The following is a 22,945-nucleotide window of genomic DNA, read 5'->3' as shown; positions in this document are numbered from 1 at the left end:
TAGAGATTATTTGATTGTTTAAGAAAGATCTTTGATTGTCTGTTCGATTTTATTCTTCACCAATTCATTCAGATTTTCCTGCCGAAGCATTTTTCTAAATGTTTTGATGGACCGTTTTTCCTGCAATTTCACCATAACATCAGCAAGCGCAACCTGAACCATAGGGGAGTCCTGCTGCGCCAGAGAATGCACCAGTTTTTCGCGGACTACGGGATCAGCAGCAAACTGTGTAATGGCTTCAAGCGTAACCAGACGCACATTTACATTCGGATCGTTATTTAATGTTGAAAAAAGTGCATCTATCACTTTATCATCTGCATTCGTAATATCATTGGTATAACTGACCGCTCTTAACCGTTCTGTTGCCGACGGATTTTCAATTAAAGCAAGCATCATAGTCTGGCGCATTTCCTGGATTTGTGTGGCCAGCGTATCAATTTGCTGTGTATAAGCAGTTTCCGCTCTTTCGCTTCTGTTCATTCTGAATCCGATAATCCAGCCAAGTCCTACAAGTATAAGGCTGAACGTAAGCTGAACGGTCCATTGCGGAAGTACAAACTGCCTGACCGCATCAATCAGATTATCAATTGAATATCTATCCTTAGTTTTGACATTCTCTTTAAATTCGCCAAGCATGGAATTAAAATTGACACGCATTCTTTCAGTTGGAACTTCCACTTCCACTTGGCCCATCATCTCCCAAAGTTGCTTACTTGACGCAAATTCTTCCTGACATTCAGGACATTCAGCCAGATGTTTATCGATCCGGATACGTTCCGGATCAGCAGGATCTTTATTCAACCAATCCGTAAACTGAGCTTTTGTATGTTCACAGGTCATGTGCTTTCTTTCGGTTTTCATTTGTCAAAAAAACTTTCTTCAACTCTCCCAATGCCCGGTGTACCCGGACCTTCACGGCGCCTTCTGTAATGTTCAGTATTCCAGCGATCTCCTCATATTTCAACTCCTGGAAACGACTTAAAACCAGTATTTCACGGTGCTCCTCACTTAATGTTGACATGGCTTTGTGAAGCATATCAGCGTCTTGTTTTCTTTCAAATTCGTGATCAGCTGAAATTCCACCTCCGATTTTATCAGCCAGTTCATTCACATTTTCATGATACTTCGACTTATTCTGCTTTATTGAATCATTCAGCACATTTCTGGCCAGGTGGTACATCCAGGTTTTAAATTCACCTTCTCCCGTAAATGTGTGCCTGTATTTCAGCATCCGGTAAAAAACATTCTGAACAAGATCTTCACTGGCATCTTTTTTGCCCGTCATGTGATACAGGAACGAAAACAGAGGCCTGTGGTACCGCTCAAAGAGCAATCCCATTTTGTCCAGGTCTCCGGATTTCACCCGAAGCATCAGCGAATTGTCGGTTATTGCATTCAAGAATCAATTCTTTTTTAGTGATCTTGTAGTGGAAACTGCAAGGAAGAAAAAAGGTTACAGAAAAATTGAAAAATATTTTATTTTATCAATAATTAATTGACAAAGAAGACATTATGTAACAAAAAATTTGAATTAACCTTCAAATATATGGGAGTGTAGATTCTTTCAGAAGGATTAAAACAAAAAAATCCCTAACACGCGCCAGGGACCTTTACAAATATTTCTCACCTCAAAGGCGTCAACACGTCAATGATTAAGTGTAAAAGTGGGAAATATAAATTATTCAAATAATGACTTACGTCAGTTTTTTAAAATAATATCCAATCTTTTAGCATATTCCTGGCAATTATTTTCTTCTAAAATAAAAGAAATGTTCAGATTCAATTCCTATCAAGAGTGATTCAGAATTGTAATGTACCCATCCATTATTCTCCATAAAATTCAGTACGTGGCCAATGGAATAAAATTTCATTTTCTGACCATTTGATTTGTTGGTAATTCGATTCATATCTCTTTTTTCTGGTTGACCATAATCCAGGGAAACTTCATCTGGCGCGGCAAAACTTCGGAATGTAGAAATATTAACCAGACAAACTTTTAGAGAATCGATCTCATTAATATTCACCCCTGCAACGTAAACCTGGGCAAAAGAACAACTTGAACAAAACAGAAGAAATGCTGCAACAATTGAGGTTTTCATAATTTTTAATTATTAGTCGATTAATGGATACAAGGATATCCTTCAACACAACCACGCGTGGCATAACCCCTATGCCACGCAGAATTATTTTTACAAAATCGTTACGATTCTTTTAAGCTCATCATCTGAAAAAGAAAGATTATCCAGACAAGCCAGAGAATCAAGCAATTGAGATACTTTGCTTGCGCCGATCAAAACGGAAGTTATTCGGTCATCTTTCAACAGCCAGGCCAGTGCCATTTGGGCAAGTGTTTGTCCGCGTTCCAGTGCAATTTCGTTTAGTTGTCTGATTTTTTCAATCACTTCCGGTGTTACCTGGTTTTCCTGTAAAAACCCTTCGGGTTTTGCAGCCCGTGAATCAGTGGGAATTCCGTGCAGATATTTGTTGGTCAGCAAGCCCTGGGCAAGCGGAGAAAAAGGAATACAGCCAACACCTTCACGCTCCAGAACATTCAGAAGTCCGCCTTCAACCCAGCGTTCAAACATGGAATATTTAGGCTGATGGATCAGACACGGAGTGCCGAGATCATTCAGAATTTTTATTGCCCTGTCTGCCTCTTCGGCTTTGTAGTTGGACAAACCTACATAAAGTGCTTTTCCCTGACGGACTATTAAATCCAAAGCGCCCATTGTTTCTTCAAGCGGCGTATCAGGATCCGGTCGGTGGTGGTAGAATATATCAACATAATCCAGTCCCATTCTTTTAAGACTTTGGTCGAGACTTGCAACCAGATATTTTTTCGAACCCCATTCTCCATAAGGTCCCGGCCACATTAAATATCCCGCTTTGGACGAAATGATCAGCTCGTCCCGATACGGTGCGAAATCTTTTTTCATCAACAAACCAAAATTTTCTTCCGCCGAACCAGGAGGCGGACCGTAATTATTGGCAAGGTCAAAATGTGTAATTCCGTGATCGAAAGCGGTAGTGATAATGGCGCGGTAGTTTTCATAAATATTAACACCGCCGAAATTATGCCATAATCCAAGAGAAATGGCAGGTAATTTAAGGCCGCTTTTACCACAGCGGCGATAAGTCATTTGGTCATAACGGCCAGGATTTGCGAGATAAGTCATTTAGGTATTTTTCGGATTTAGTATAAAATTGATTCTAAGGCAAAAGGTAATTGTTTTATTCAAGTCGAAAAAATATGAAAGGACTCTATCAGGGAATAAAAACCTAAGTAACTGACAGCGATCAGATTTTAACTTAGCAAATGATTTGTCCAGAGATTTAACGGTTTAGCAATATCGTTTTTTGGCATTTTCCTTTTGTTTTAACTAATGAACCAAGCTATTTTAGCAGAAAATACATACATTGTTCATTGATTCCTGATATTCGCGGGACAGATAACGATTCAAATAATAGGTCAGTTTCTTAAACACATTTTTATTCAGAACAACGCCGTCTTAAATCTCCTTTTCCTTATATGGAATTTTTTCTACTCACTTTCTTTCTGATTCAATTCATTCGCAAAAGGCTGGAAACAGCAACCAAGCTGCCGGATTGGGATAAACAATTACTGGGCGCCAGATACATATCAGGCGCTTTGTTGGCAAGCTATTATATTTTCGATGAATCCACTCTTGTCAGCTGGCTTTGGTATCCTTTTACAGGTTACATTATATGGCTGATATTTACCAGGGATGATTTTAAGCCCGTCCGTTCACTTGCGCAAGGAGCTTTTCCTTTTATAGCAATCTCGCTTTTTAATGATTTTGCTGAGCTGGTTGTTCCGACCAAATTGTATCATCAATACAATGACTATTTAGTTACGGCGAAAGTATTTGCGTTCATCTGGCTTTTTGCGGTTTGGTATAATTCACAAAAACAGCAACGTGTTCTGGATAAAGAGCGCGAAGAGCAACGTATTAAGGATGAAGTAAATCAGGCCAAAAAAGAGGCGCTGGAATATCTGGTTTCGGAGCGAACGATTGAATTGACAAGACAAAAAGAAGAATTGCAAAAAACGCTGGATGAGTTAAAATCTACGCAGGCGCAGCTTATTCAAAGTGAAAAAATGGCATCGCTTGGAGAACTTACGGCTGGTATTGCGCATGAAATTCAGAATCCTCTAAACTTCGTAAATAACTTTTCGGAAGTCTCTGTTGAACTTTGTCAGGAATTGGAAGAGGAAATTGGAAAAACGTCTATTTCAGATGCTGATAAGGATTATATCAACGGAATTATCAGTGATTTAAGCCAAAATCAGCAGAAGATCACACACCATGGAAAACGCGCGGACTCGATTGTAAAAGGAATGCTGCAACACTCACGCACGTCGTCCGGGCATAAGGAACCGACCGATATTAATGCGCTTGCAGATGAATATATGCGGCTTGCGTATCACGGTTTACGGGCCAAGGACAAAGAATTTAATGCTTCGCTGGTAACAGATTTTGATCCGACGATAGGAAAAGTAGATGTTTTGCCACAGGATCTTGGCCGTGTTTTTCTTAATTTATTCACCAATGCTTTTTATGCAGTTGCTGAAAAGAAAAGACTTAGCCGTGAAAATCCTGCAACCGCAGATTATAAACCCGAAGTGAAAGTAATTACAAAATTATTTGCCAATAAATTGTATATCAGGGTAATAGATAATGGAACTGGAATGCCTGAAAGTGTGAAGGCAAAGATTTTCCAACCGTTTTTTACTACCAAACCAACGGGTCAGGGAACGGGTCTGGGACTTTCAATGAGCTATGATATTGTTACAAAATCCCATGACGGTTTATTGGATGTCAGCTCAGTTCCCGGTGAAAGCACGGAATTTAAAATCACGATTCCTGTTAATGCATAAGAAAATAAAAAGAAAATATTTGTAGCTCCTATATGAAAATACTTGTCGTAGATGACGAAACAGATGTTCAGGCACTTTTTGAACAAAGATTCCGAAGAGAAATACGCAGCGGTGAATTACAGTTTTCCTTTGCTTTTTCAGGAGAAGAAGCGCTGCATTATCTGGAAGGACATGCGTCTGAAATTGTCATGATACTTTCCGATATAAATATGCCGGGAATGAGTGGCATTGAACTGCTGAAAACAATCAGAAAAGATCATCCGCTGGCTCCGCCGGTTGTAATGATGATTACCGCTTATGGCGATACTGACAATTATAGCCAGGCTATGAAATTTGGTGCCGATGATTTTTTGACGAAACCGGTGAATTTCACAGAACTGAAACAAAAATTACAAGAACGTTATGAAGGCTAAAATCCTTGTGGTTGATGACGAACCGGATTTGCAATTACTGATAAAACAAAAATTCCGCAGACAAATCCGTGAGCAGCAATATGACTTCATTTTTGCTGAAAATGGTGAAGTAGCGCTAAAAATGATTGCCGAAAATCCTGATGTGGATATGGTGTTGAGCGATATCAACATGCCGGAAATGGATGGTTTAACGCTGCTTATCAAAATCGGTGAAACTAGTCCGTTGTTAAAATCTGTCATCGTTTCGGCGTATGGTGATATGGAAAATATTCGCACTGCGATGAATCGTGGTGCCTATGATTTTGTCTGCAAACCGATCAATTTCCAGGATCTTGAATTGACGATGGAAAAAACGCTGAAATACGTTGAACAATTAAAACAAACATTAAAGGCTGTCAGAGAAAATGATATTTTGAGAATGTATGTGGATTCCTCGGTGCTTCAATTTATGACCAAGGAGGCGTTTGAAACCTCGCTGACTTCCAGTGAAAATATTGAAGCAACGGTTGTGTTTATGGATATGTGTGGTTTTACTTCCATCTCTGAACGTGAGCCGGCTGACCAGGTTGTTAAGCTTATCAATAAATATTTTGATATCATGGTCAAGGAAATTCTTGCACATGGCGGTTTGGTAGATAAATTTATGGGTGATGCCATCATGGCCGTTTTCAAAGGTGAATATCATCTTGACCGTGCAATTGAGGCCTCATTGGCCGTCAGAAATCAGATTAATGGATTTAAGGAAGAGCTGCATACGCAGACAGAATATTTTCCAAATGTATCAATTGGTATAAATTCGGGTGAAATGGTAAGCGGAAATATTGGTTCTGCTACATTACGCCGACTGGATTATACCGTAATTGGTGACGCAGTTAACGTAGCACAGCGTTTACAAAATGCAGCCGGACCGGGACAAATTGTAGTACCGGAATCGGCTTATCAGAGAATAAAAGAAGCGTTTCAATGCAAACTGATCGGAGAGGTGCATTTGAAAAACAAACGGGATGCCATGCAGATTTATGAAGTTGTTGAATAAAACTGTCCGATAGTGAATTGTTAATTAGCCATTTACATAAATATGAACGTTGCCGCATCGGAAAATTATATTCTGGATTTACTCGGAAAGGAGCTCTCAGAAACATTATTTTATCATGGTCTACATCATACACTTGATGTTATCGATGCTGCTTTAATTTTAGCAAAAGAAGAAGGAATTGAAGATGAAGAATCGCTGGAATTATTAAAAACGGCAGCGCTTTTTCATGACAGCGGATTTATCAATACCTATAAAAATCACGAAGAGGAAGGATGCCGGATTGTAAGATCTTCGCTTCCCTTGTTTCGATATACCGATGAGCAGATAGAAATTATTTGCGCTCTGATCATGGCAACAAAAATTCCTCAAAATCCTAAAACTCATTTAGAAAAAATACTATGCGATGCAGATCTGGATTATTTAGGTCGTGATGATTTTGAACCTATTGCAGCCACTCTATTTCAGGAATTATTTGTTCGAAATTTAGTTTCTGATGAAAATACATGGAATAATATTCAGGTCAAATTTATCGGAGCGCATCAATATTATACTGAATCTTCGATAAAAAAGAGAGAAATTAAAAAACAAAAACATCTCAATAGCTTACTGGAATCAATTAGGTTATAAATCAAAATGCCATAGGCATGATCGACATTGCAGCCCCGGGTTTCAACCCGGGGTTTTGTGTAAGTAAACGTAAGTTAAAAGACATTGGCATGACCGATACACACTTCCTATCTAAACCGTAGCCCTCATTTTTTCATTTTGGACACGAATACGCTGACAAAGAATCCTCAGTACATTTCTCAAAATCTCATCACGTTCTTCCATAAGTTCGAAGAAATCTTCCTGGTCTACACGGAACAATAAAACATCAGACTCTGCAACAGTAGAGGCGGATCTTGGCTCAGTATCAAGCAAGGCAAGTTCACCAAATATTTCACCTTTGTCAAAAAGAGCCAGTTGTTTTGGTCCGTCGTAAATCCCGATTTCACCAGAATAAATGATGAACATACTATCACCCGGATCACCTTTTGCAAAAATTTCCTGGCCTTCCTGATACATTACTTCCTTCATAATCGGTGCGATGGAGCTAAGAACGTTTTCAGGTGTTTGAGAAAAAAGCTTCGTATTTTTTAATACGATCACTCTTTCCATTTCAGAAATCTGTTGTGTGTTTTCTGCGTGCTTCATAGTATTTAATGCTGTGGTACTGAATGAATAATTCGGGAATTTCAGATAGGCTCTTTGTACTGCTTCACGCAGCAAACGCACAGGATGATGGGCAAAATCATCCAGCTTTACAATTTCAGTATTTTGCGGTGACCATTTTTCAATGGCAAGCGCAATAGTCCAGGAGGTGAAATATCTTTCCTTTTGTGTCAAAACGTAAGAAATAAAAGGCAAAGGTTTGTCCTGTAAGTTTAAATATTGTCTTAACGCTTCCAGTTTTCTGTTAAGCGGAATATCTTCGAACAGCGCTCTTAATGAAGGATACAATTCCCTTGGAAGCAAGCTTTCTATCATTTCCAGAGAATTTGCCCGTTTTTCCTGAGAAGCATGTTTTATACCTTTCCAGGCATTTTGAACGCTGTCTTTGTCGTACAAGAGCATGAATAGATGGAACAAACGCTGATTGGTTTGCTGTAATTCATATTGTAACGACGATTGCCAGATCTGGTTTTCTGTCCCGTCTTCGGTTGCGCTCAGTATCTGGTAGGCATGACTTAACTCAACTTCCAAAAATTCATTCAGCGGAACTTTGTATTCCTCACTAAAAACATAATGTGTTAACGTCCGCAAGGCGGCTGTGTGAACACGCAACGTCAACGGTGAACCCGCTTCGGATTTATTTTTACTTTGATAAATTCTTGTCAGCAAATTAAATAAAATCGGAAGAATTGCCGGATTCGGTTGCTTCTCTGCTGCTTTCAAAAAGGATAGCAGATCTTTCTGGGAATTGGTCCGGTTGAGCCATTCAAGCAATATCATTGTACCGGTTTCGCCGGATTTTACCAAGGCATAACTTGTCGTTTTAGACAATGATCCTGTAAGAAATGGCTGAATATCATGCACCATGGCTTTGTCGCCACTGGTACCGATAACTTCAATCGCTCTTTTCTGAATGCGTAAATTATCCTGTTTAAGGGCATTTTTAATTTGAAGTCGGTAAGGTTCTATATCAACATTTTCAACACAATCAAGCGCGGTAAGTCTGGCGTTTTCATCTGGTGAAAGAAAAAGATCATTAATCGTCTGACGCAAAAGTGTTGGAGATTTTCCGGATTGGCGCGCTCCCATTACCGCACCTCTTACAATATCAAGGTCGTTGTGAGATAAATAATGTTCGAGTTTTTCACTTGTTAATGATTCGGATGCAGCGGCAATTTGTACTGCCAAAGTTTGCGAAGGCGTATCAGTTTCATTTTCGATATAATCGTAAAACGACTCTGTTGGCTGGTATTTTCCAGTTTGCACAAGCGCCTCCAATGTCTTCAAACGCACAAGTTCAGAAGGGTTTTTTAATAGAAAATCTGCATTTTTTGAAAATGAATTTGGTTTATTTTTAACCAGCCAGGCGATAGCGTTAATAACTTCTTCTTTCTTTTCGCTTTTAAGATTTTCCCTGATAATAGGCAAAGCCTCACCAGGAGAAGCCATTTCTCCGCTTTTCAGGAATCGTTTGCTGATAGCGCTTTTCAATTCCAATACATACTCCCCGTAAGCTTTTCTGAAAATCAGAAGAGCAGCCAGGGAGAAAAATAACGACAAATCAAAAGTCAAACCAATATTCGACCACTTCATGGTATAAATCACCCATAGCAAAATTCCAGCGATCAGCATACCTAATGGCTCATAAAAACCTTTGGCAAGCGTGTGTCCTTTCAGACGGTTTTTTGTTGAAAGTGGCTGAAAAAATACCAGAAAAACCGGATCAAAAAGGGTACGGCGTACGAGTTCAAACAACAAATAGGCAATGCAATAATAGACCAGAAGAGATGGCTCGTCGGTTCGAAAATAAGATGAAACGATTAGTCCAAGAGATGTAAAAACGGTAGTCAGCGGTAAAAGATAAAGGGTAAGTTTTACACCAAACCGTTCAACGATTTTTCCTGAAAATAATAATTTGACAAAAGTTGAAATTACATATGTAGCCGTTAAAAGCGAGCCAATAAAAATAATCGTGTCGTGCTGACTGTGAAATTTATATTTTACATTGACAAAAAAGTGATATTCGATCCAGGTGGCAGCAGCGGCAATGGCGATTGTACCCAGACATAATGCAGTTAGAAGTCTGTTTCCGCTAAAATATTTCTGTACAAATTTTGATTGCGATAAGCCTGATTGTCTTGGTCTGGCGTGATGCGGATTTGGGATGTCCGTGTATTTAAAAGTCAATTTTTGAGTATAAAAAGCAATGGCAAAACAGACTAGTGAAACACCTAAAAGTATCATCAATACAGAAGGCGAATGAATAATAACAGCCAGAACCGCGCCCAAAGCTTTTGCCGGCATATCCCCCGAACCGATCACACTAAACAATCTTTTACTTTGGCGCACATCAAAAACGATAGCAGATAATCCCCAGAATTCCAGATTGATAAGCAGATAAATAATTCGGTATCCAACCATAATGGCAATTGCCGTAGCCATTCCATGACCGGCCCAAAGCAAAATCATCACCACCAAAACCATGAAAAGTGAAGACAACATGGTACCCAGACTCAGCTTTTCGAGCACCAGATGATGTTCGTAATGTTCATAAATTTGTCCGGCAACCATTACCGCAAGTGCGGCCGCGATATAGGCAAGGGGTAAAGAAGATTCAGGATGATTTTCAAGCAATAATATATTGGACGAAACGTAAACAAGCGTTGTTCCGACGTTGATAAAAAAGTTATGAAAAAAGAAGAGAAGCGTCTGTGGGTTTATTGTACTAAAAAATCTACTTTTTGTAATGGCTGATATCATATTTGTTGAAAAGCTAGTCACTCATGTAAAATAAACACTTATTCTGCCTTTTAAAAACAGAAACTATTCAGGAAGTCGTGATTTTTGCAGAAATTTGAAAATACGGACGCTCACATTTATAAAAATCCTGACCTTTTTTTCAATGCCAGGATGAAGAACTGAATTAAAAATTACCCAGTTATGAAGATTAGTTTCAAGCAGATTGATCATGTGATGCTTTGTTTCCCGGAAGGAAAAGAAAACGAAGCGAGAAGATTTTATGAAGAAGTTTTAGGTCTTGAAGAAATCATTGATCCGGAGAGACCGCATTTGAGAGGAGCAATCTGGTATCAAATGGGAAACATTCAGTTGCATCTGATGAAAGATCAGGCAAGTAATTTTTCAGAAAGGCACCCTGCTTTTGAAGTTGATAATCTGGAAGAGGCAAGACAACTATTAGAAAGTCACGGAATTCAGGTAAAAGATCTGACTCCAATTCCAGGAAGAAACAGATTCTCTTTCCGCGATCCATTTGAAAATAGAATTGAATTTCTGCAATACGTGGAGTAGCTATTGGCTGTTAGCGTTTAGCTAGTCGCTCGAAGAGCATTGGTAACAATAAAATTCTTTTTTTGTTAACGAAAAATGCCGGATGAGGGAACTCAACCGGCATTTTTCGTCTTGACAACCATTAACCATTAACCATTAACCATTAACCATTAACCATTAACCATTAACCATTAACCATTAACCATTAACCATTAAAATTTTAGCTCCACAAACGATCATGCGAACGTTTGTCGTTCCACTGGTCGGTAGGAGCGAAGTAGGATTTGTCTTTTGGTGTAAGATGTTTTTTAACTTCTTCATCTACCAGTTCAATTCCTAATCCTGGTGCTTCCAAAGGAACATTTGCGTAGCCTTTTTCAATTAGTTTTCTGCCATCAGTTGTTTTGACAATGCTTTCCCACCAAGGCACATCCACTGAGTGATGTTCAAGAGCCAGGAAGTTTTGAGTAGCAGCTGCACAGTGCACGTTTGCCATAAAACTTACAGGCGATCCTGCAAAGTGCATCGCCATTGCAATACCATGATCCTCAGCATAATCGCCGATTCTTTTTGTTTCCAAAAGTCCGCCTGATGAGGCAAGATCCGGGTGAATAATGTCGATGGCGCGTGCTTCAATCAATGGCTGGAAACCTTCTTTTAGGAAAATATCTTCACCGGTAAGTGTCGGTGTATCAAGTGCTTCTGAAATTTGTTTCCATTGATCAGTGTATTGCCACGGAACCATATCTTCCAGCCATGCCAATCTGTATTTGTCCAAAGCTTTTCCCAAACGGATAGCGTTATTCAAGTCAAAGTGACCGTAGTGATCTGAGGAAATCGGCATTTCATAACCCACAATACTGCGGACATCTTCAACCACTTTTGCCATTTCATCCAGACCTTTTGGTGTGATCTGAATAGCAGTAAAAGGATGTTTTGTATTCGCATAAGAATTGTAATCGCCGGACCATTGAGAAAATCCGCCTCCCCACACTTTATTATTCACAACCGAACCTTCTTTTCCTTTCAGCATACCGATTGAAATATCCATTTTCAGCCAGGTATAACCTTGTGTTTCGGTACGGAATTTTATTTTTTGTTTGAATTCATCCAAACTTTCAAATTCAGGTGTATCGGCATATAGTCTCACTTTGTCGCGGTAACGACCGCCTAGTAATTGCCAGCAAGGAACGTTGTAAGCTTTTCCGCAGAGATCCCAAAGTGCCATTTCTACGCCACAAACACCACCAGCCTGGCGACCGTGCATACCGAATTGTTTGATGGTTTTGAAAAGCATTTCCACATTACATGGATTTTCTCCTAAGAGTCTGCTTTTCAACATTAACGCATAACGTTCATCGGCGCCGTCACGAACTTCTCCCAAACCATAAATCCCCTGGTTTGTATCTATCCGGATAATAGGCGTACGGCCAACATTTTGAATCACACAATAGCGGATATCAGTGATTTTCAATTCAGATGGTTTGGAAGCCCGGTTCACTTTTGAAGTTGCCTGTGCAACTGTATCTTCAATAGACATGGACATAAAACTGCCCAGCGCAATACCGCCTACGGCTGATTTTCTTAAAAAGTTACGGCGACTGTCCTTTGTTGCCGGATTACTTATTTCCGTTTGAACGGCAAGCTTTTCAGCTTTTTCAACTTCTTTATTAGATGCAATGATCTGCTTTAAGATACTCTTCATAATTTTAAGATATTTAGGAAATATTAATGTTTTTAAGGCCGAAAGCCGACTGCCGAAAGCCGATAGCTATTTTAATAATTGCGTTCTTTCAGATAATCATCAAGTTCTTTTTTGCTCATCGGAAGACGTCCCGGATATGAATTGACCCATTTCAAGAAATCTTTTGAAATCGCATCAGTCCATTTGGTATCGATTTCACCAGGTGTATATTTGCCTTCTCTTAGCCTTTGGTGACCGAATTCATCACGAAGCGCCGTTACTTCTGAAGTCAAAACCAGTTCTTCAACCAGATGTGCCGGGATGAAAATGGTACCGTATTTTTTTGCCAGAACCACGTCGCCTGGCAGTACGATCGCGCGACCAATTCGGATAGGAACGTTGATACCTGACAGCATCATTTGCTGGATATAAGATGGATCAGAACCTTTTATCCAGGCGTTATATCCTTTGATTTCGCTAAGTCCTTCTACATCACGAACAGAGCCGTAAAATATGGTTCCTCTTTTTGATTTTGCATAAATTGAATTTCCAAGATTGTCACCTATCAAAGTTCCGTCAGCGATTTTTCCATATCCGTCGGCCACGTACACGTCGCCGTTTGTGAGCACATCAATAGGCCAGGAATTTGTTCCGCCGGCAGGATTACGGCCTTCCTTTTTTCCGGTTTCCTTGATGTAATCCTGAAAATCAGGACGGAGGGGTACGTACTGTGCAGTCACCACACGACCAGTCATAGAGCTGTCGGGATGAATTAATTGCCAGTCACCTTCATATTGATTTTGATACCCTTTATTCCGCAACACACCCCAGGCCTCTTCAATCGAAATGTTTTTCAAACGTGCCAGAATTGCATCCGAGACTTTCGGGCGGCCATCTGCTGAACGTTCGCCTTTCCAGTTTGCTGTTAAGGCTTTAATCTGGTCGACGGTGGGAGAAATGGGTTGGGCATTACTTAAAAAGGAAACAAATAATAGCGCCGGCAACAGCATTGTTTTTTTTAACATAGGTTAGGCAGGTTTATGTAAGGTTTATTTGATTGTACATACAGGCGGCTTATTGCACCGCCTGTATGTATTATTGAAAAATTATTTATCCCAAAAAACGTGGGTACCCAATTCGTCAGCTCCCTGACGGGCGATCGCCTCATTATAATTAACCGTATTTACAGATTTTTCACGAACCGGATAAACCAGTCTGCGGATAAAATCTTTCACCGAAGGATCAGCTCCCGGATATGGATTTTTGGTAAGTGCAGGGAAACCGCTTCTGCGGAAATTGGCCCAGGCTTCTGATCCGTTCAGGAATGACGAAACCCAATATTGTGTATTGATCTGGTTTAGTGCATCGGCGGCATTGTATGGATTAGCAACCAGATAAGCATCCTGGCTTGCTGCCGGAATAGCAGCCGAAACATCAAATTGTGCCATCTGATTCATATGCGCTTTCACACCTGCTTCATAGTAAGTTTTGGCGTCGCCAGAAATATATCCTCTGCTCGCCGCCTCTGCCAAAAGCAGCTGCGTTTGAGAGTATGTAATAAAGAATTCAGGCGCATCAATTTTACCTAGTGTCCGTCGGTTTATTTGTGAATAATTGAATGCAGAACCAGTTTTTCCAGGAAATCCTGGTGCAGTCGCAATCGTTGATTCATTATAACCATAAGGCATTCCGTTCTGATCTGCTGGTTCTGTATTTTCCGCTCCGGCAGTTGCCAAAGGGTTGGCAGGAACGGCATATTTTACCGAAATAACTCTGATGCGGGGATCGGAAGTTGTTTTCAAATAATCAATAAACGGTTTTCCAAGATAAACGTTGGCTCTTTCCGTTCCCTGGAAAAAGTTGGCATTCGGATTATTAAAAGTAGTATTGAAAGCGATGTAAGCATTATCCGTGTTAGCAGCCATCACACCACCATTGGCAGGATCAACCGCTTTTGTGATATAGGATTTTGCTTTGGCTTCATCTACTTTAATCAGACGCATGGCAGCACGAAGCAAGAGTGAATTACCAAGTTTTTTCCATTGCGCAATATTTCCTTTGTAAAACAAATCGCCGGTTTCGATACTTTTCGTAGCGTCAAGCGCTTTGGTCGCTTCATCCAGTTCCTTCAAAATATCGTCATAGATCAATTTCTGATCATCGTATTTTGGAAGGTTGATTCCATCAGTATAACCTTTTGCAGAATCGAAATAGGGAACATCGCCATAGGTATCCACCAAAACCATGAACACATACGCTTTCCAAATTCTTGCCATTTGATAAATGTTGGCTCTCAGTGGATTATCCTGCGTCAGTGTCATAATCGTTTTCAGCAAATTCACCGGTCCGCTTCCCGTATTTGTTCCGATGTACATGGAATTGAAAAGGGCGTTTGTATTCGGATCATAAACGATGTTATGATTTCCGCCCTCCAATACACCAGTATACGGCGTATTAATCTGCTGGACAATTTCGCTCTGATAGTTAAAAGTTGGGACAGCAGAACTAAACTGGGCGTTGGAGAAAAGATATGCCGGATCGGTCGTTGTGGCCAGTACCGGATTTTTATTTACATCTTCAAAGCCGCTGTCGCATGCGCTGGCACCAAACAACAAGCTCACCACTGTAAGGTATATATGGATTTTTTTCATGTCGGTCTTTTATAAAAGTTATAGCTTGATGTTCAGGTTCAATCCGTAGCTTCTTGTTGTTGGAAGCGTGTGGGTTTCAATTCCCTGAAGATTATCTGATGAAGAAACCTGAGCCTCAGGATCAAGGTTGTCAATATATTTCTTGATCATCCAGACGTTGTTTACCATGGCCGAAATGCTCAGGCCTTTGATGAACGATTTGTTGACATAACGGGAAAGATCGTACCCGATTGAAAGCGTTCTCCATCTAACAAAACTTCCGTTGTACATGAAAGGCGTTGCAATGTTGGTACTGCGGTAAGCCGTGTAGAATTGTTCTGCTTCAACTTTCGTAGTATTAGGCGTGCCGTCTGCATTTACACCATCAAAAACAACACCGCCTTCACGACCAACAAGAGATGGTTTTGACAAACCTTCACGTAAGAAGTTCAGGTTTGAGTTAGACATAATCTTGTATCCGGCTTTGAAATCAACCTGTGTGGTAATGCGAAAACCTTTCACATTGAATGTGTTAAGCCAGGCGCCAACCCATTTTGGAATAGCACTTCCGAATGTTGTAAGGTTTCCTTGCTGAGGCAAACCACCGGCAGTCAGGATTCTTCCCTGTGCATCGCGTTTGTAGTCAAATCCTCTTAATGAAGCCAGCGGTTTTCCTACTTCATGAGAAACAATTCCGAAGAATTCACCCGTTCCAACATCAAAACGAAGCTGATTTTGTGCCAGTTCTATTACCTTACTGATGTTGTAACTTCCGTTAAAGCTGGTTTCCCAGATCAGGTTTTCTGTTTTTACCGGCACGATAGTAAGTAAGAATTCAACACCTTTGTTTTGAAGTTTACCAATATTCACTTTGGTACCAGAGAAACCGGAAGTATTTGAAACATCCACGTTCAGAATTTCATCAACCGTGTTCTTTTTATAAACCGACATGTCAAGATTCAACCGGCTATCGAAAGTTTTGAATTCAAGACCCATTTCAAATTCTTTTACTTTCAGTGGACGAAGATTTGCATTAGGACTGACGTTGCTGGAAATATTTCCCAAAGCAACTCCGTTGAACGGATTGGCATTCAGTGCATAATATAAATTGTTCGAATAGGGATCAGTATCACCACCCACTTCTGCATAAGCAGCGCGAAGTTTTCCATAATTCAACCATGATGGAAGCTGATTAAATGCCTGACTGAAAACAAAACTTCCACTTACAGAAGGATACAGATAACTGTTGGATTCAGGATTCAATGTTGAGAACCAGTCGTTTCTTCCTGTTACGTTGATATAAAGAAAGTTTTTGTAAGAGAATTCCGCAGCTCCGTAGATGGAGTTAACTTTCTTTTTGCTGTAACTGTAATTGGGGCTCTTGATTTGTCCGTTTCCGATCGTGTACAAATCACGAATATAGAAGTTCGTTACAGCAGTCGACATATTGTCGCTTACTTGAAGAAGCTGGTTTCCTCCCAAAGTCACATCTATTCCAAAATCACCAAAAGTATGATTTCCACCAAGTAAGAAGTCCATATTCCTTTCACGGAAAGTAGAAACGTCCTGATAGTAATATCCGTTAAATCCGGTTGTTACTGCACCAATAGAGCGTGTTCCTGTCGGGCGGTTATAATTGTATGGTCTTGTGTAGTAATCCTGACCGATACGTGCCTGCGCATATAACCATTTTGTAAATTCATATCGTACTGATGTATTTCCAAAAATACGGTCGCGCCTTACATTTTCGAAACGGTCATAAGCAACCCAGTATGGATTATTTCTGTTGGTAAAACGGGAAAGCGGTGCTTCATTTCCGTTCGCATCTTTGCGTTGTTTAAGCCATGGAACTGCAATACTTGTCGCCAGAGTATAAATTGTGGTATTGGCGTTCATATCCTGAAGACCGATTTGCGGAGGATTATGGTTGTATTCGTTCGAATAGTTCGCGTTGAGCTGAGCCGAAAGTTTTGGCGTGAATTTATAATTCAAACCCAGGTTGAAAATTTTCTTATGGTAGTCAGAATTTGGTACGATCGCGTTTGCGTCCGTATTGGCAAATGACAAGCGGAAATTTCCTTTTTCATTTCCTCCTGAAAGTGCCACAGAATTGGTAAAACTTGTTCCAGTGCGATAAAAATCTTTAATACGGTTTTTATTTGCAGAATAGGGTTGGGTAGAACCATCAAACTGAGGCGTAGGCTTGCCATCCATTTTTTCTCCAAAAGAAAACACACCAGAACTTTGCGCTTCAGCAGTTGTGGTTGGTCTTTTTCCAAATTCACCCTGACCGTAATCATATTGAAAATTCGTGTAATCCAAAGCCTGCTGAGCCTGAAAGTTGGAGTTGATTTCAACACCAATACCTGCCGTTTTTGTACCGGATTTTGTTGTGATAATAATTGCACCATCCTTTGCGCGGAAACCGTAAAGTGCAGCAGCTGCGGCACCTTTCAGAACGGTCATCGATTCGATATCATCCTGATTAATACTTTGCAAACCATCACCTGCATCCGAAGATCCGCCCGTTGGGTTACCAGTACCATTACCGGCAGACCCACCCGCTGAAACGCTTGTGTTATTGATCGGAACACCATTTACAATAATTAAAGGTGAGTTGTTTCCGCCAAAAGAAGACTGACCGCGAATACGGATTTTAGTAGAGCCACCCGGTCCACTGGCTGGTGGCGAAACGTTTAAACCAGCAACTTTTCCTTGTAAACTATTACCAAGGTTTGTCGTACGGTTTGTTTGCAACTCCTCAGTATTTACGGTTGCTGTGGAGTAACCCAGTTTTTTAGCATCGCGTTTGATACCCAAAGCCGTTACAACTACCATTTCCAGATTTCTAACATCTGGTACCAATGAAACGTCTACATTGGAACGGTTGCCAACTGTAACTTCCTGCGGCGTATAACCAACATAGGAAAAAATCAAAACTGCATTGTCATCCGGAATACTTAGCTGATAGGTTCCTTCTGTATTGGTCGCAGTACCTGTTTTGGTCGATTTTACAACCACACTTACGCCCGGCAGAGGTTCACCCTTTTCGTCAATTACCTTTCCAGTGATATTTCTGTCAATCGATGAAGAAGCTCCCGAAGACATCTCATTAACGAAACTGCTGGGCTGGTTAGCACCTTTAACCAGAATTACCTGTTTTCCATCAAGTTTATATCCCAGGTTCATCGGACGTAATAGATCGTCCAGAACATCTGACAACGGTTTTTCAACAGCTTTCAGGGTAACTTTTCTTTGGGTATTGATAACTGCGGAACTGTAAGTAAAACGTATTTGCGTTAGTTTATTTAGTTTGGTCAGGACACTTTTCATATCCTGGTTATTTACATCGATTGTTACCTTCTGATTCAATATTTCCTGAGCGTCAACCACTGTGGCAGAGGCGATAGTCGAGAAGATATAAGCCAACATTAATTGGAAAAATGATATTTTCATAACACTACATAGTAGCCGAATCGATTGTCGGTTTTTTTTCATAGTTTTGATTGTTTTGTTCTGGATTCGTGAAAAAATTTGGACAAAAAGTTCCCCTTACATCTTTAACCGGATGGTGCCTGCAAGCGTTGGGGACGCATAGAGTCAGTGATGGCGCAATCATCGCTGGCTCTTTAAATGTATGGGAGGTTGATTTAATTCATAGGCACTCTCAATTGGTTTGGTTAGTTACATGTACCGGGTCAAAGCGTTTTTAATGACTGCAACCTTTACTATTCAGAATAATCTGGCCATCTACAACCTCGTAAGTCGCTCCGATAGCCTGACAAATTGCATTCATCCTTTGTTTAAGATTTTCTTCTTTAAAAGTGGTGCTGATCGGACATTGCGATAAACTTTCCTCGTCAAACATGATGGCAATTCCATACATTTTTTCAAGAGTCCGTAACACATCGGAAACCGGCTGATCATCAAAAATTAATTCCTGATTTAGGGCTGATTCAGATAACAGATCTGGATTTTCAACTATTCCTTTTTCCAGGCGGTTTTCTTTTTTATAAAACGCCACCTGCTGGTTTGGTTGCAGAATTACTCCGGAAACTTCATGATCAGTTTGATTTGATAAAGTCTCATATTCCTTTTTTGGATAAACTGATACTTTACCGGTCTTTACAAAAACCATGACCGTGTTTTCACCCTCTGGTGCTTTTACCCGGAAACTGGTACCCAACACTTTGGTAACTGTCTCGTTGGCATATACCAGAAAAGGTTGGGTCGGATTTTTTGTAACATCAAAAAAAGCTTCACCGGTTAGAAATACTTCTCTGGTATCTCCGGAGAATTTAGCCGGATATTTCAGGGAGCTGCCTTTTTTCAACGTTGCCACACTTCCGTCGTTTAACAGAATGGTCATTTCTTTATTTGTAAGATTTCTCTTCACAAGCATGTCTGTGTAAGAAACCTTTTCCGGTCTTTGTATTAAATGATTATAGTAATAAAAATAGCCAAGTCCTGAAATCAAAGCGACCATTGCAGCGGCGCGCCAAAATGGATTGTTTAAGAAGGCAAAACGTTTTTTCTTTTTACTAAGCTCAGCCAATTCAACCAGCGCATTAATTTCTGCCTGAATACTTTCCTCGCTTAAATCGTCTTTATATTTCTCATGAATGCCCAAAACCAGTTCTGTGGCCTGATTAACCGTATTGTGCCTATCCGGATTATGCAGCAGCCAGGTTTCCCAGAAATGGATTACCTCGCCGGAAGGATCAAGAACCCATTGACGAAATTTTTCGTCAGTAGCGAATTCTTCAACAGAATAATTACGGTAATTGATCATAGAGTTTAGCAATAGAAATTATTATTAGGTTTAGGGGTGTTTGAATAGTGCAAGTTAAAATTCACATTTCACTATTCTGTGAGCGGTTTTATTATGTATGTCTGATTTTTGGTCATGGATAACCAAAAAAATCAAAATATTTTTTGGAATAGTACTATAAAATTTGAGAGTGCTTGAAAATCAGCAGAATGCGATAAGAAGTAATCCCCAGAAAAATTCTGCGGGCATCCATATATCCTTGATTTCCTTGATTGTGCGGTATAAAAGATTGGCAACGCTTTGGCGCCCAAGGCTCATGATCTGAGCGATATCTTCATTTTCCAGATTTTGATAAAAGCGCAGATAAATGATTTCCTGCTGTCTTTTGGTAAGGTGAGAAACGATTTGATTTAATCGTTTAATCTGATGTTTTAACTGTTCGTTTTCAATGATATGTGATTCGATGGACAGATCCGCATCGTCCGCATCAAATGATAATTCTTTATGTTCCTTAAAACGTTTGAGGCGAAGACTTTCCTTAATCAGTTTGTGACGTAATGCTTTTAAGAGATAAGATTTGACAAAAGCGGTTTCAGATAAAAATGACCGGCGTTCCCATAATTCCAGATACAGTTCCTGAATACAATCCCTGATAAAATCGGAATCGGACGAAAACTTTGTTGCATAATTATATAACGCACGATAGTGGATTTGTGCAAGTTCACCAAAAGCCGCAGCATCTCCTGACTTAAATTTAAGCCACATGTCTGCATTAGGATCTGTATTGCCGGATATGTTTATATCATTATTCAAATTAAAGCCTGATAGGTAATGTTTAAATAAATCAACAAATTATCATATTGAAAAAATGCGGTTCTCTACCTTTTTTACTTGGATCTTTCTTTAAAATTTTATTAGAAAAGACAGGAAAGGGGAGAGGCAATCATAAATCTCCCCGCCATTTAGAAACGGACGGGGAGATTGGAAATTTCTACTTAACAACTTTTAATTTTCCCTGCATTAATGTGTAATGTCCTGGGAAAGTGCACAAATATTGATAAACGCCAACTTGCTTAGGCGCAACGAAATAGATGGATTCTGTTTTTTCCGGTTCTACGATATTAGTATGGAAAAGCACATCATTTGTTTTTGGAACATAATTCATTTCAGTTCCTTTCAAACCAAGATTTAATCCAAGTTCACCAACGGTATTGGCTGTTCCCGGTTTTACAACGACAAGATTGTGAAGCATGTCATCATTGTTGTTCAGGTTCAGTCTGATCTTGCTGCCAGCTTTTACCTGAATTTCAGAAATGTCAAATTTCAATCCCGGAACCGTACCGATATTAATCACCTGATCCGGGCCATTGGTCCATGATGCAGGCATTTCAGTAACACGTTTGGCAGAATTTGTTTCAGCACCTTTCGAATCCGAAGCCGTCATAGTGCTCATATCGTGGGCCATTGCTGGTTTCGAACTTGCTGTGTATTGAGAACTGGTTAAAGCTGCACCACCTGCGATTTCATTCAAAGTATAATATCCGATGTTATGCAAAAGCGAAAGTCCATCCGTTGACTGAACGCCTTCGGCTTTCAATTCATGAATATATCCTTTTCTCAAAGTGGCAGGATCTATCACAATACGTGCACGCAGTCCATCTTCTGAAACTGCTATGCCTTTAATAGCCAATTCATTTGTGTTGATGATTGGGCTACCGTAAATGTGATGATATTTGTAAGTGAAACTGCTCAATTTGTAAGATTCGGATTTCAAAGCCGTTGCCTTATCAACCGGAGACGTGAAAGTTACCTCAAAACCATCTGGCATTGAGCGTATATTTTTCATTTCAAAAGGTGTTTGTCCTGTCCAAACCAGACGCTGAATACCAAAATCAGCCTTACCGGTTGCAGACCAGCCACGACTCGTCTGTCCGACGAACATAGAACCGTCCAAGCCCCAAACCATACGGATAATGCCTGATTCAAAACCTTCACGGAATGGGAAACAAGCTCCCTGATAAACGCCATTAACTTTTTCCATATCCACACGCATTACTTTACTATGGCCTTGATCACCAACAAAAAGTTGTCCCTGGAAAGGTCCGAAAGCTCCACCTGTTGTATCTTCTTTAAAATCAGAAGTTGAAATTCCCATCAGAGTATGAGGAAACCACACTGCCGGTGGCTTAATTCCCGGAACGCGTTTGGCAACATCGTAAAGAGGTTCTCCTGTGTCAGGAACATCCTCCGGTTTTAATTTTACAGGCGAGCCTGGCTCACTGCTCCATCTCAAACCTGCAACGTTTCCCGCAAAATCACCTTTTTCCAAATGTGTCATCCGACCAGAACCAACCCAGTCACCCTGGTTTTCAGTATAAAAAATATCTCCCTTGTAAGAACCAAATCCGGCAGGAGAACGAAGACCTGTGGCATAAGGAGTTAATGAACCATCCTGACCAAGTTTCAACATCCATCCTCTCCATTTGGACTGACTTGCACCACGTCCGATCCAGTCAAGGTTAAGTGTTACGAGCATTTCGCCATTTGGCATTGGAATCGGGCCGTAGGAATATTGGTGATAATTCCCTGATAACGGCCAGCGCGCAAAGGAATCGTAAACATCTGCTACACCATCATTATCTGTATCAACCAATCTTGTAACTTCTCCACGCTGTGAAAGTAAAATATCTTTTCCACGGTAAAATAACCCCAAAGGCTCATGAAGCCCGGAAGCAAAACGGTGGAAAGTTGGCTGTCCGTTTCCTTTCATATAAGGATTGGAAATCATCCACACTTCACCCCGGCGCGTTGATGCGGCCAGTCGGCCATCTGGCAAAACGGCCAGTCCGCCAACTTCCATCTGAATATTTTGTGGAATCGGCATGGTGATGATCCGGTAATAATCATCCTCGGTTTTTGCTTTGCTCTGCGCCTGTGCAGCAAGACAGCCAAGAGAAAGCAGGGTTGTTAAAACTATATTTTTCATTTACTACGATATAAAATTTTTAGTC

17 protein-coding genes are annotated in these 22,945 nt (G+C 40.3%); 5 read left to right on the top strand and 12 right to left on the bottom strand.

The genetic code is table 11. From position 1 onward, the window contains the following. Positions 1–18: 18 nt before the first annotated feature. The 4 genes from IEE83_RS13700 to mgrA all read right to left on the bottom strand — a co-directional run bounded on the left by IEE83_RS13700 (position 19) and on the right by mgrA (position 3,176). Positions 19–861, bottom strand: coding sequence for a HEAT repeat domain-containing protein (locus tag IEE83_RS13700; protein ID WP_194121113.1), 843 nt, complete (start codon positions 859–861; stop codon positions 19–21). After that, a complete protein-coding gene (locus tag IEE83_RS13695) occupies positions 830–1,372 on the bottom strand; it encodes an RNA polymerase sigma factor (RefSeq protein WP_194123405.1) in 543 nt (180 codons plus the stop codon). Before IEE83_RS13695 ends, IEE83_RS13700 begins: the two co-directional genes overlap by 32 nt. A 373-nt stretch (positions 1,373–1,745) precedes the next feature. Beyond that, positions 1,746–2,099: a hypothetical protein gene (locus tag IEE83_RS13690; protein WP_194121112.1), complete on the bottom strand. Its 354-nt coding sequence runs from the start codon at positions 2,097–2,099 to the stop codon at positions 1,746–1,748. A gap of 90 nt (positions 2,100–2,189) precedes the next feature. Beyond that, positions 2,190–3,176, bottom strand: coding sequence for an L-glyceraldehyde 3-phosphate reductase (gene mgrA, locus IEE83_RS13685; protein WP_194121111.1), 987 nt, complete (start codon positions 3,174–3,176; stop codon positions 2,190–2,192). Between the two features lie 353 nt (positions 3,177–3,529). Between mgrA and IEE83_RS13680 the strand changes: the two genes are divergently transcribed. The 4 genes from IEE83_RS13680 to IEE83_RS13665 are packed head-to-tail and all read left to right on the top strand — an operon-like array spanning position 3,530 to position 6,976. Further along, positions 3,530–4,900 carry a sensor histidine kinase gene (locus IEE83_RS13680; RefSeq protein WP_194121110.1) on the top strand — a complete coding sequence of 457 codons (1,371 nt, stop codon included), beginning with the start codon at positions 3,530–3,532 and terminating at the stop codon, positions 4,898–4,900. A 32-nt stretch (positions 4,901–4,932) separates the two neighbouring features. Beyond that, positions 4,933–5,313 carry a response regulator gene (locus IEE83_RS13675; protein WP_194121109.1) on the top strand — a complete coding sequence of 127 codons (381 nt, stop codon included), beginning with the start codon at positions 4,933–4,935 and terminating at the stop codon, positions 5,311–5,313. Then, on the top strand, positions 5,303–6,349 hold the full coding sequence (locus tag IEE83_RS13670; protein WP_194121108.1) for an adenylate/guanylate cyclase domain-containing response regulator: 1,047 nt from the start codon (positions 5,303–5,305) through the stop codon (positions 6,347–6,349). Before IEE83_RS13675 ends, IEE83_RS13670 begins: the two co-directional genes overlap by 11 nt. A gap of 42 nt (positions 6,350–6,391) precedes the next feature. Further along, entirely contained in the window at positions 6,392–6,976 is a 585-nt protein-coding gene (locus IEE83_RS13665; RefSeq protein ID WP_194121107.1) for an HD domain-containing protein, read from the top strand. Between the two features lie 111 nt (positions 6,977–7,087). Here the strand turns inward: IEE83_RS13665 and IEE83_RS13660 are convergent, their stop codons facing one another. Further along, positions 7,088–10,321 (bottom strand): cyclic nucleotide-binding domain-containing protein, encoded by a 3,234-nt coding sequence (locus tag IEE83_RS13660; protein ID WP_194121106.1) that lies wholly within the window; start codon positions 10,319–10,321, stop codon positions 7,088–7,090. 180 nt (positions 10,322–10,501) lie between these two features. Between IEE83_RS13660 and IEE83_RS13655 the strand changes: the two genes are divergently transcribed. Continuing rightward, positions 10,502–10,870 carry a VOC family protein gene (locus IEE83_RS13655; RefSeq protein WP_194121105.1) on the top strand — a complete coding sequence of 123 codons (369 nt, stop codon included), beginning with the start codon at positions 10,502–10,504 and terminating at the stop codon, positions 10,868–10,870. Between the two features lie 199 nt (positions 10,871–11,069). Here IEE83_RS13655 and IEE83_RS13650 read toward each other — a convergent pair whose 3' ends face one another. The 7 genes from IEE83_RS13650 to IEE83_RS13620 all read right to left on the bottom strand — a co-directional run bounded on the left by IEE83_RS13650 (position 11,070) and on the right by IEE83_RS13620 (position 22,920). Continuing rightward, on the bottom strand, positions 11,070–12,554 hold the full coding sequence (locus IEE83_RS13650; RefSeq protein ID WP_194121104.1) for a mandelate racemase/muconate lactonizing enzyme family protein: 1,485 nt from the start codon (positions 12,552–12,554) through the stop codon (positions 11,070–11,072). Positions 12,555–12,625: 71 nt separating this feature from the next. After that, the gene (locus tag IEE83_RS13645) at positions 12,626–13,558 is read right to left on the bottom strand and encodes an RraA family protein (RefSeq protein WP_194121103.1); all 933 of its coding nucleotides are present in this window, start codon (positions 13,556–13,558) and stop codon (positions 12,626–12,628) included. Positions 13,559–13,639: 81 nt separating this feature from the next. Beyond that, on the bottom strand, positions 13,640–15,184 hold the full coding sequence (locus IEE83_RS13640) for a SusD/RagB family nutrient-binding outer membrane lipoprotein (protein ID WP_194121102.1): 1,545 nt from the start codon (positions 15,182–15,184) through the stop codon (positions 13,640–13,642). An 18-nt stretch (positions 15,185–15,202) separates the two neighbouring features. After that, positions 15,203–18,619: a SusC/RagA family TonB-linked outer membrane protein gene (locus IEE83_RS13635; RefSeq protein WP_194121101.1), complete on the bottom strand. Its 3,417-nt coding sequence runs from the start codon at positions 18,617–18,619 to the stop codon at positions 15,203–15,205. A gap of 253 nt (positions 18,620–18,872) precedes the next feature. Continuing rightward, positions 18,873–19,955 (bottom strand): FecR family protein, encoded by a 1,083-nt coding sequence (locus IEE83_RS13630; protein ID WP_194121100.1) that lies wholly within the window; start codon positions 19,953–19,955, stop codon positions 18,873–18,875. A 180-nt stretch (positions 19,956–20,135) separates the two neighbouring features. Next, positions 20,136–20,747, bottom strand: coding sequence for an RNA polymerase sigma factor (locus IEE83_RS13625; RefSeq protein WP_194121099.1), 612 nt, complete (start codon positions 20,745–20,747; stop codon positions 20,136–20,138). A gap of 178 nt (positions 20,748–20,925) precedes the next feature. Continuing rightward, complete coding sequence (locus tag IEE83_RS13620; protein ID WP_194121098.1) at positions 20,926–22,920, bottom strand: plastocyanin/azurin family copper-binding protein; 1,995 nt, start codon at positions 22,918–22,920, stop codon at positions 20,926–20,928. Between the last annotated feature and the right edge of the window lie 25 nt (positions 22,921–22,945).

Source organism: Dyadobacter subterraneus, from assembly GCF_015221875.1.
Lineage (GTDB): Bacteria > Bacteroidota > Bacteroidia > Cytophagales > Spirosomataceae > Dyadobacter > Dyadobacter subterraneus.
This window is presented reverse-complemented; position numbering and strand designations above follow the sequence as displayed.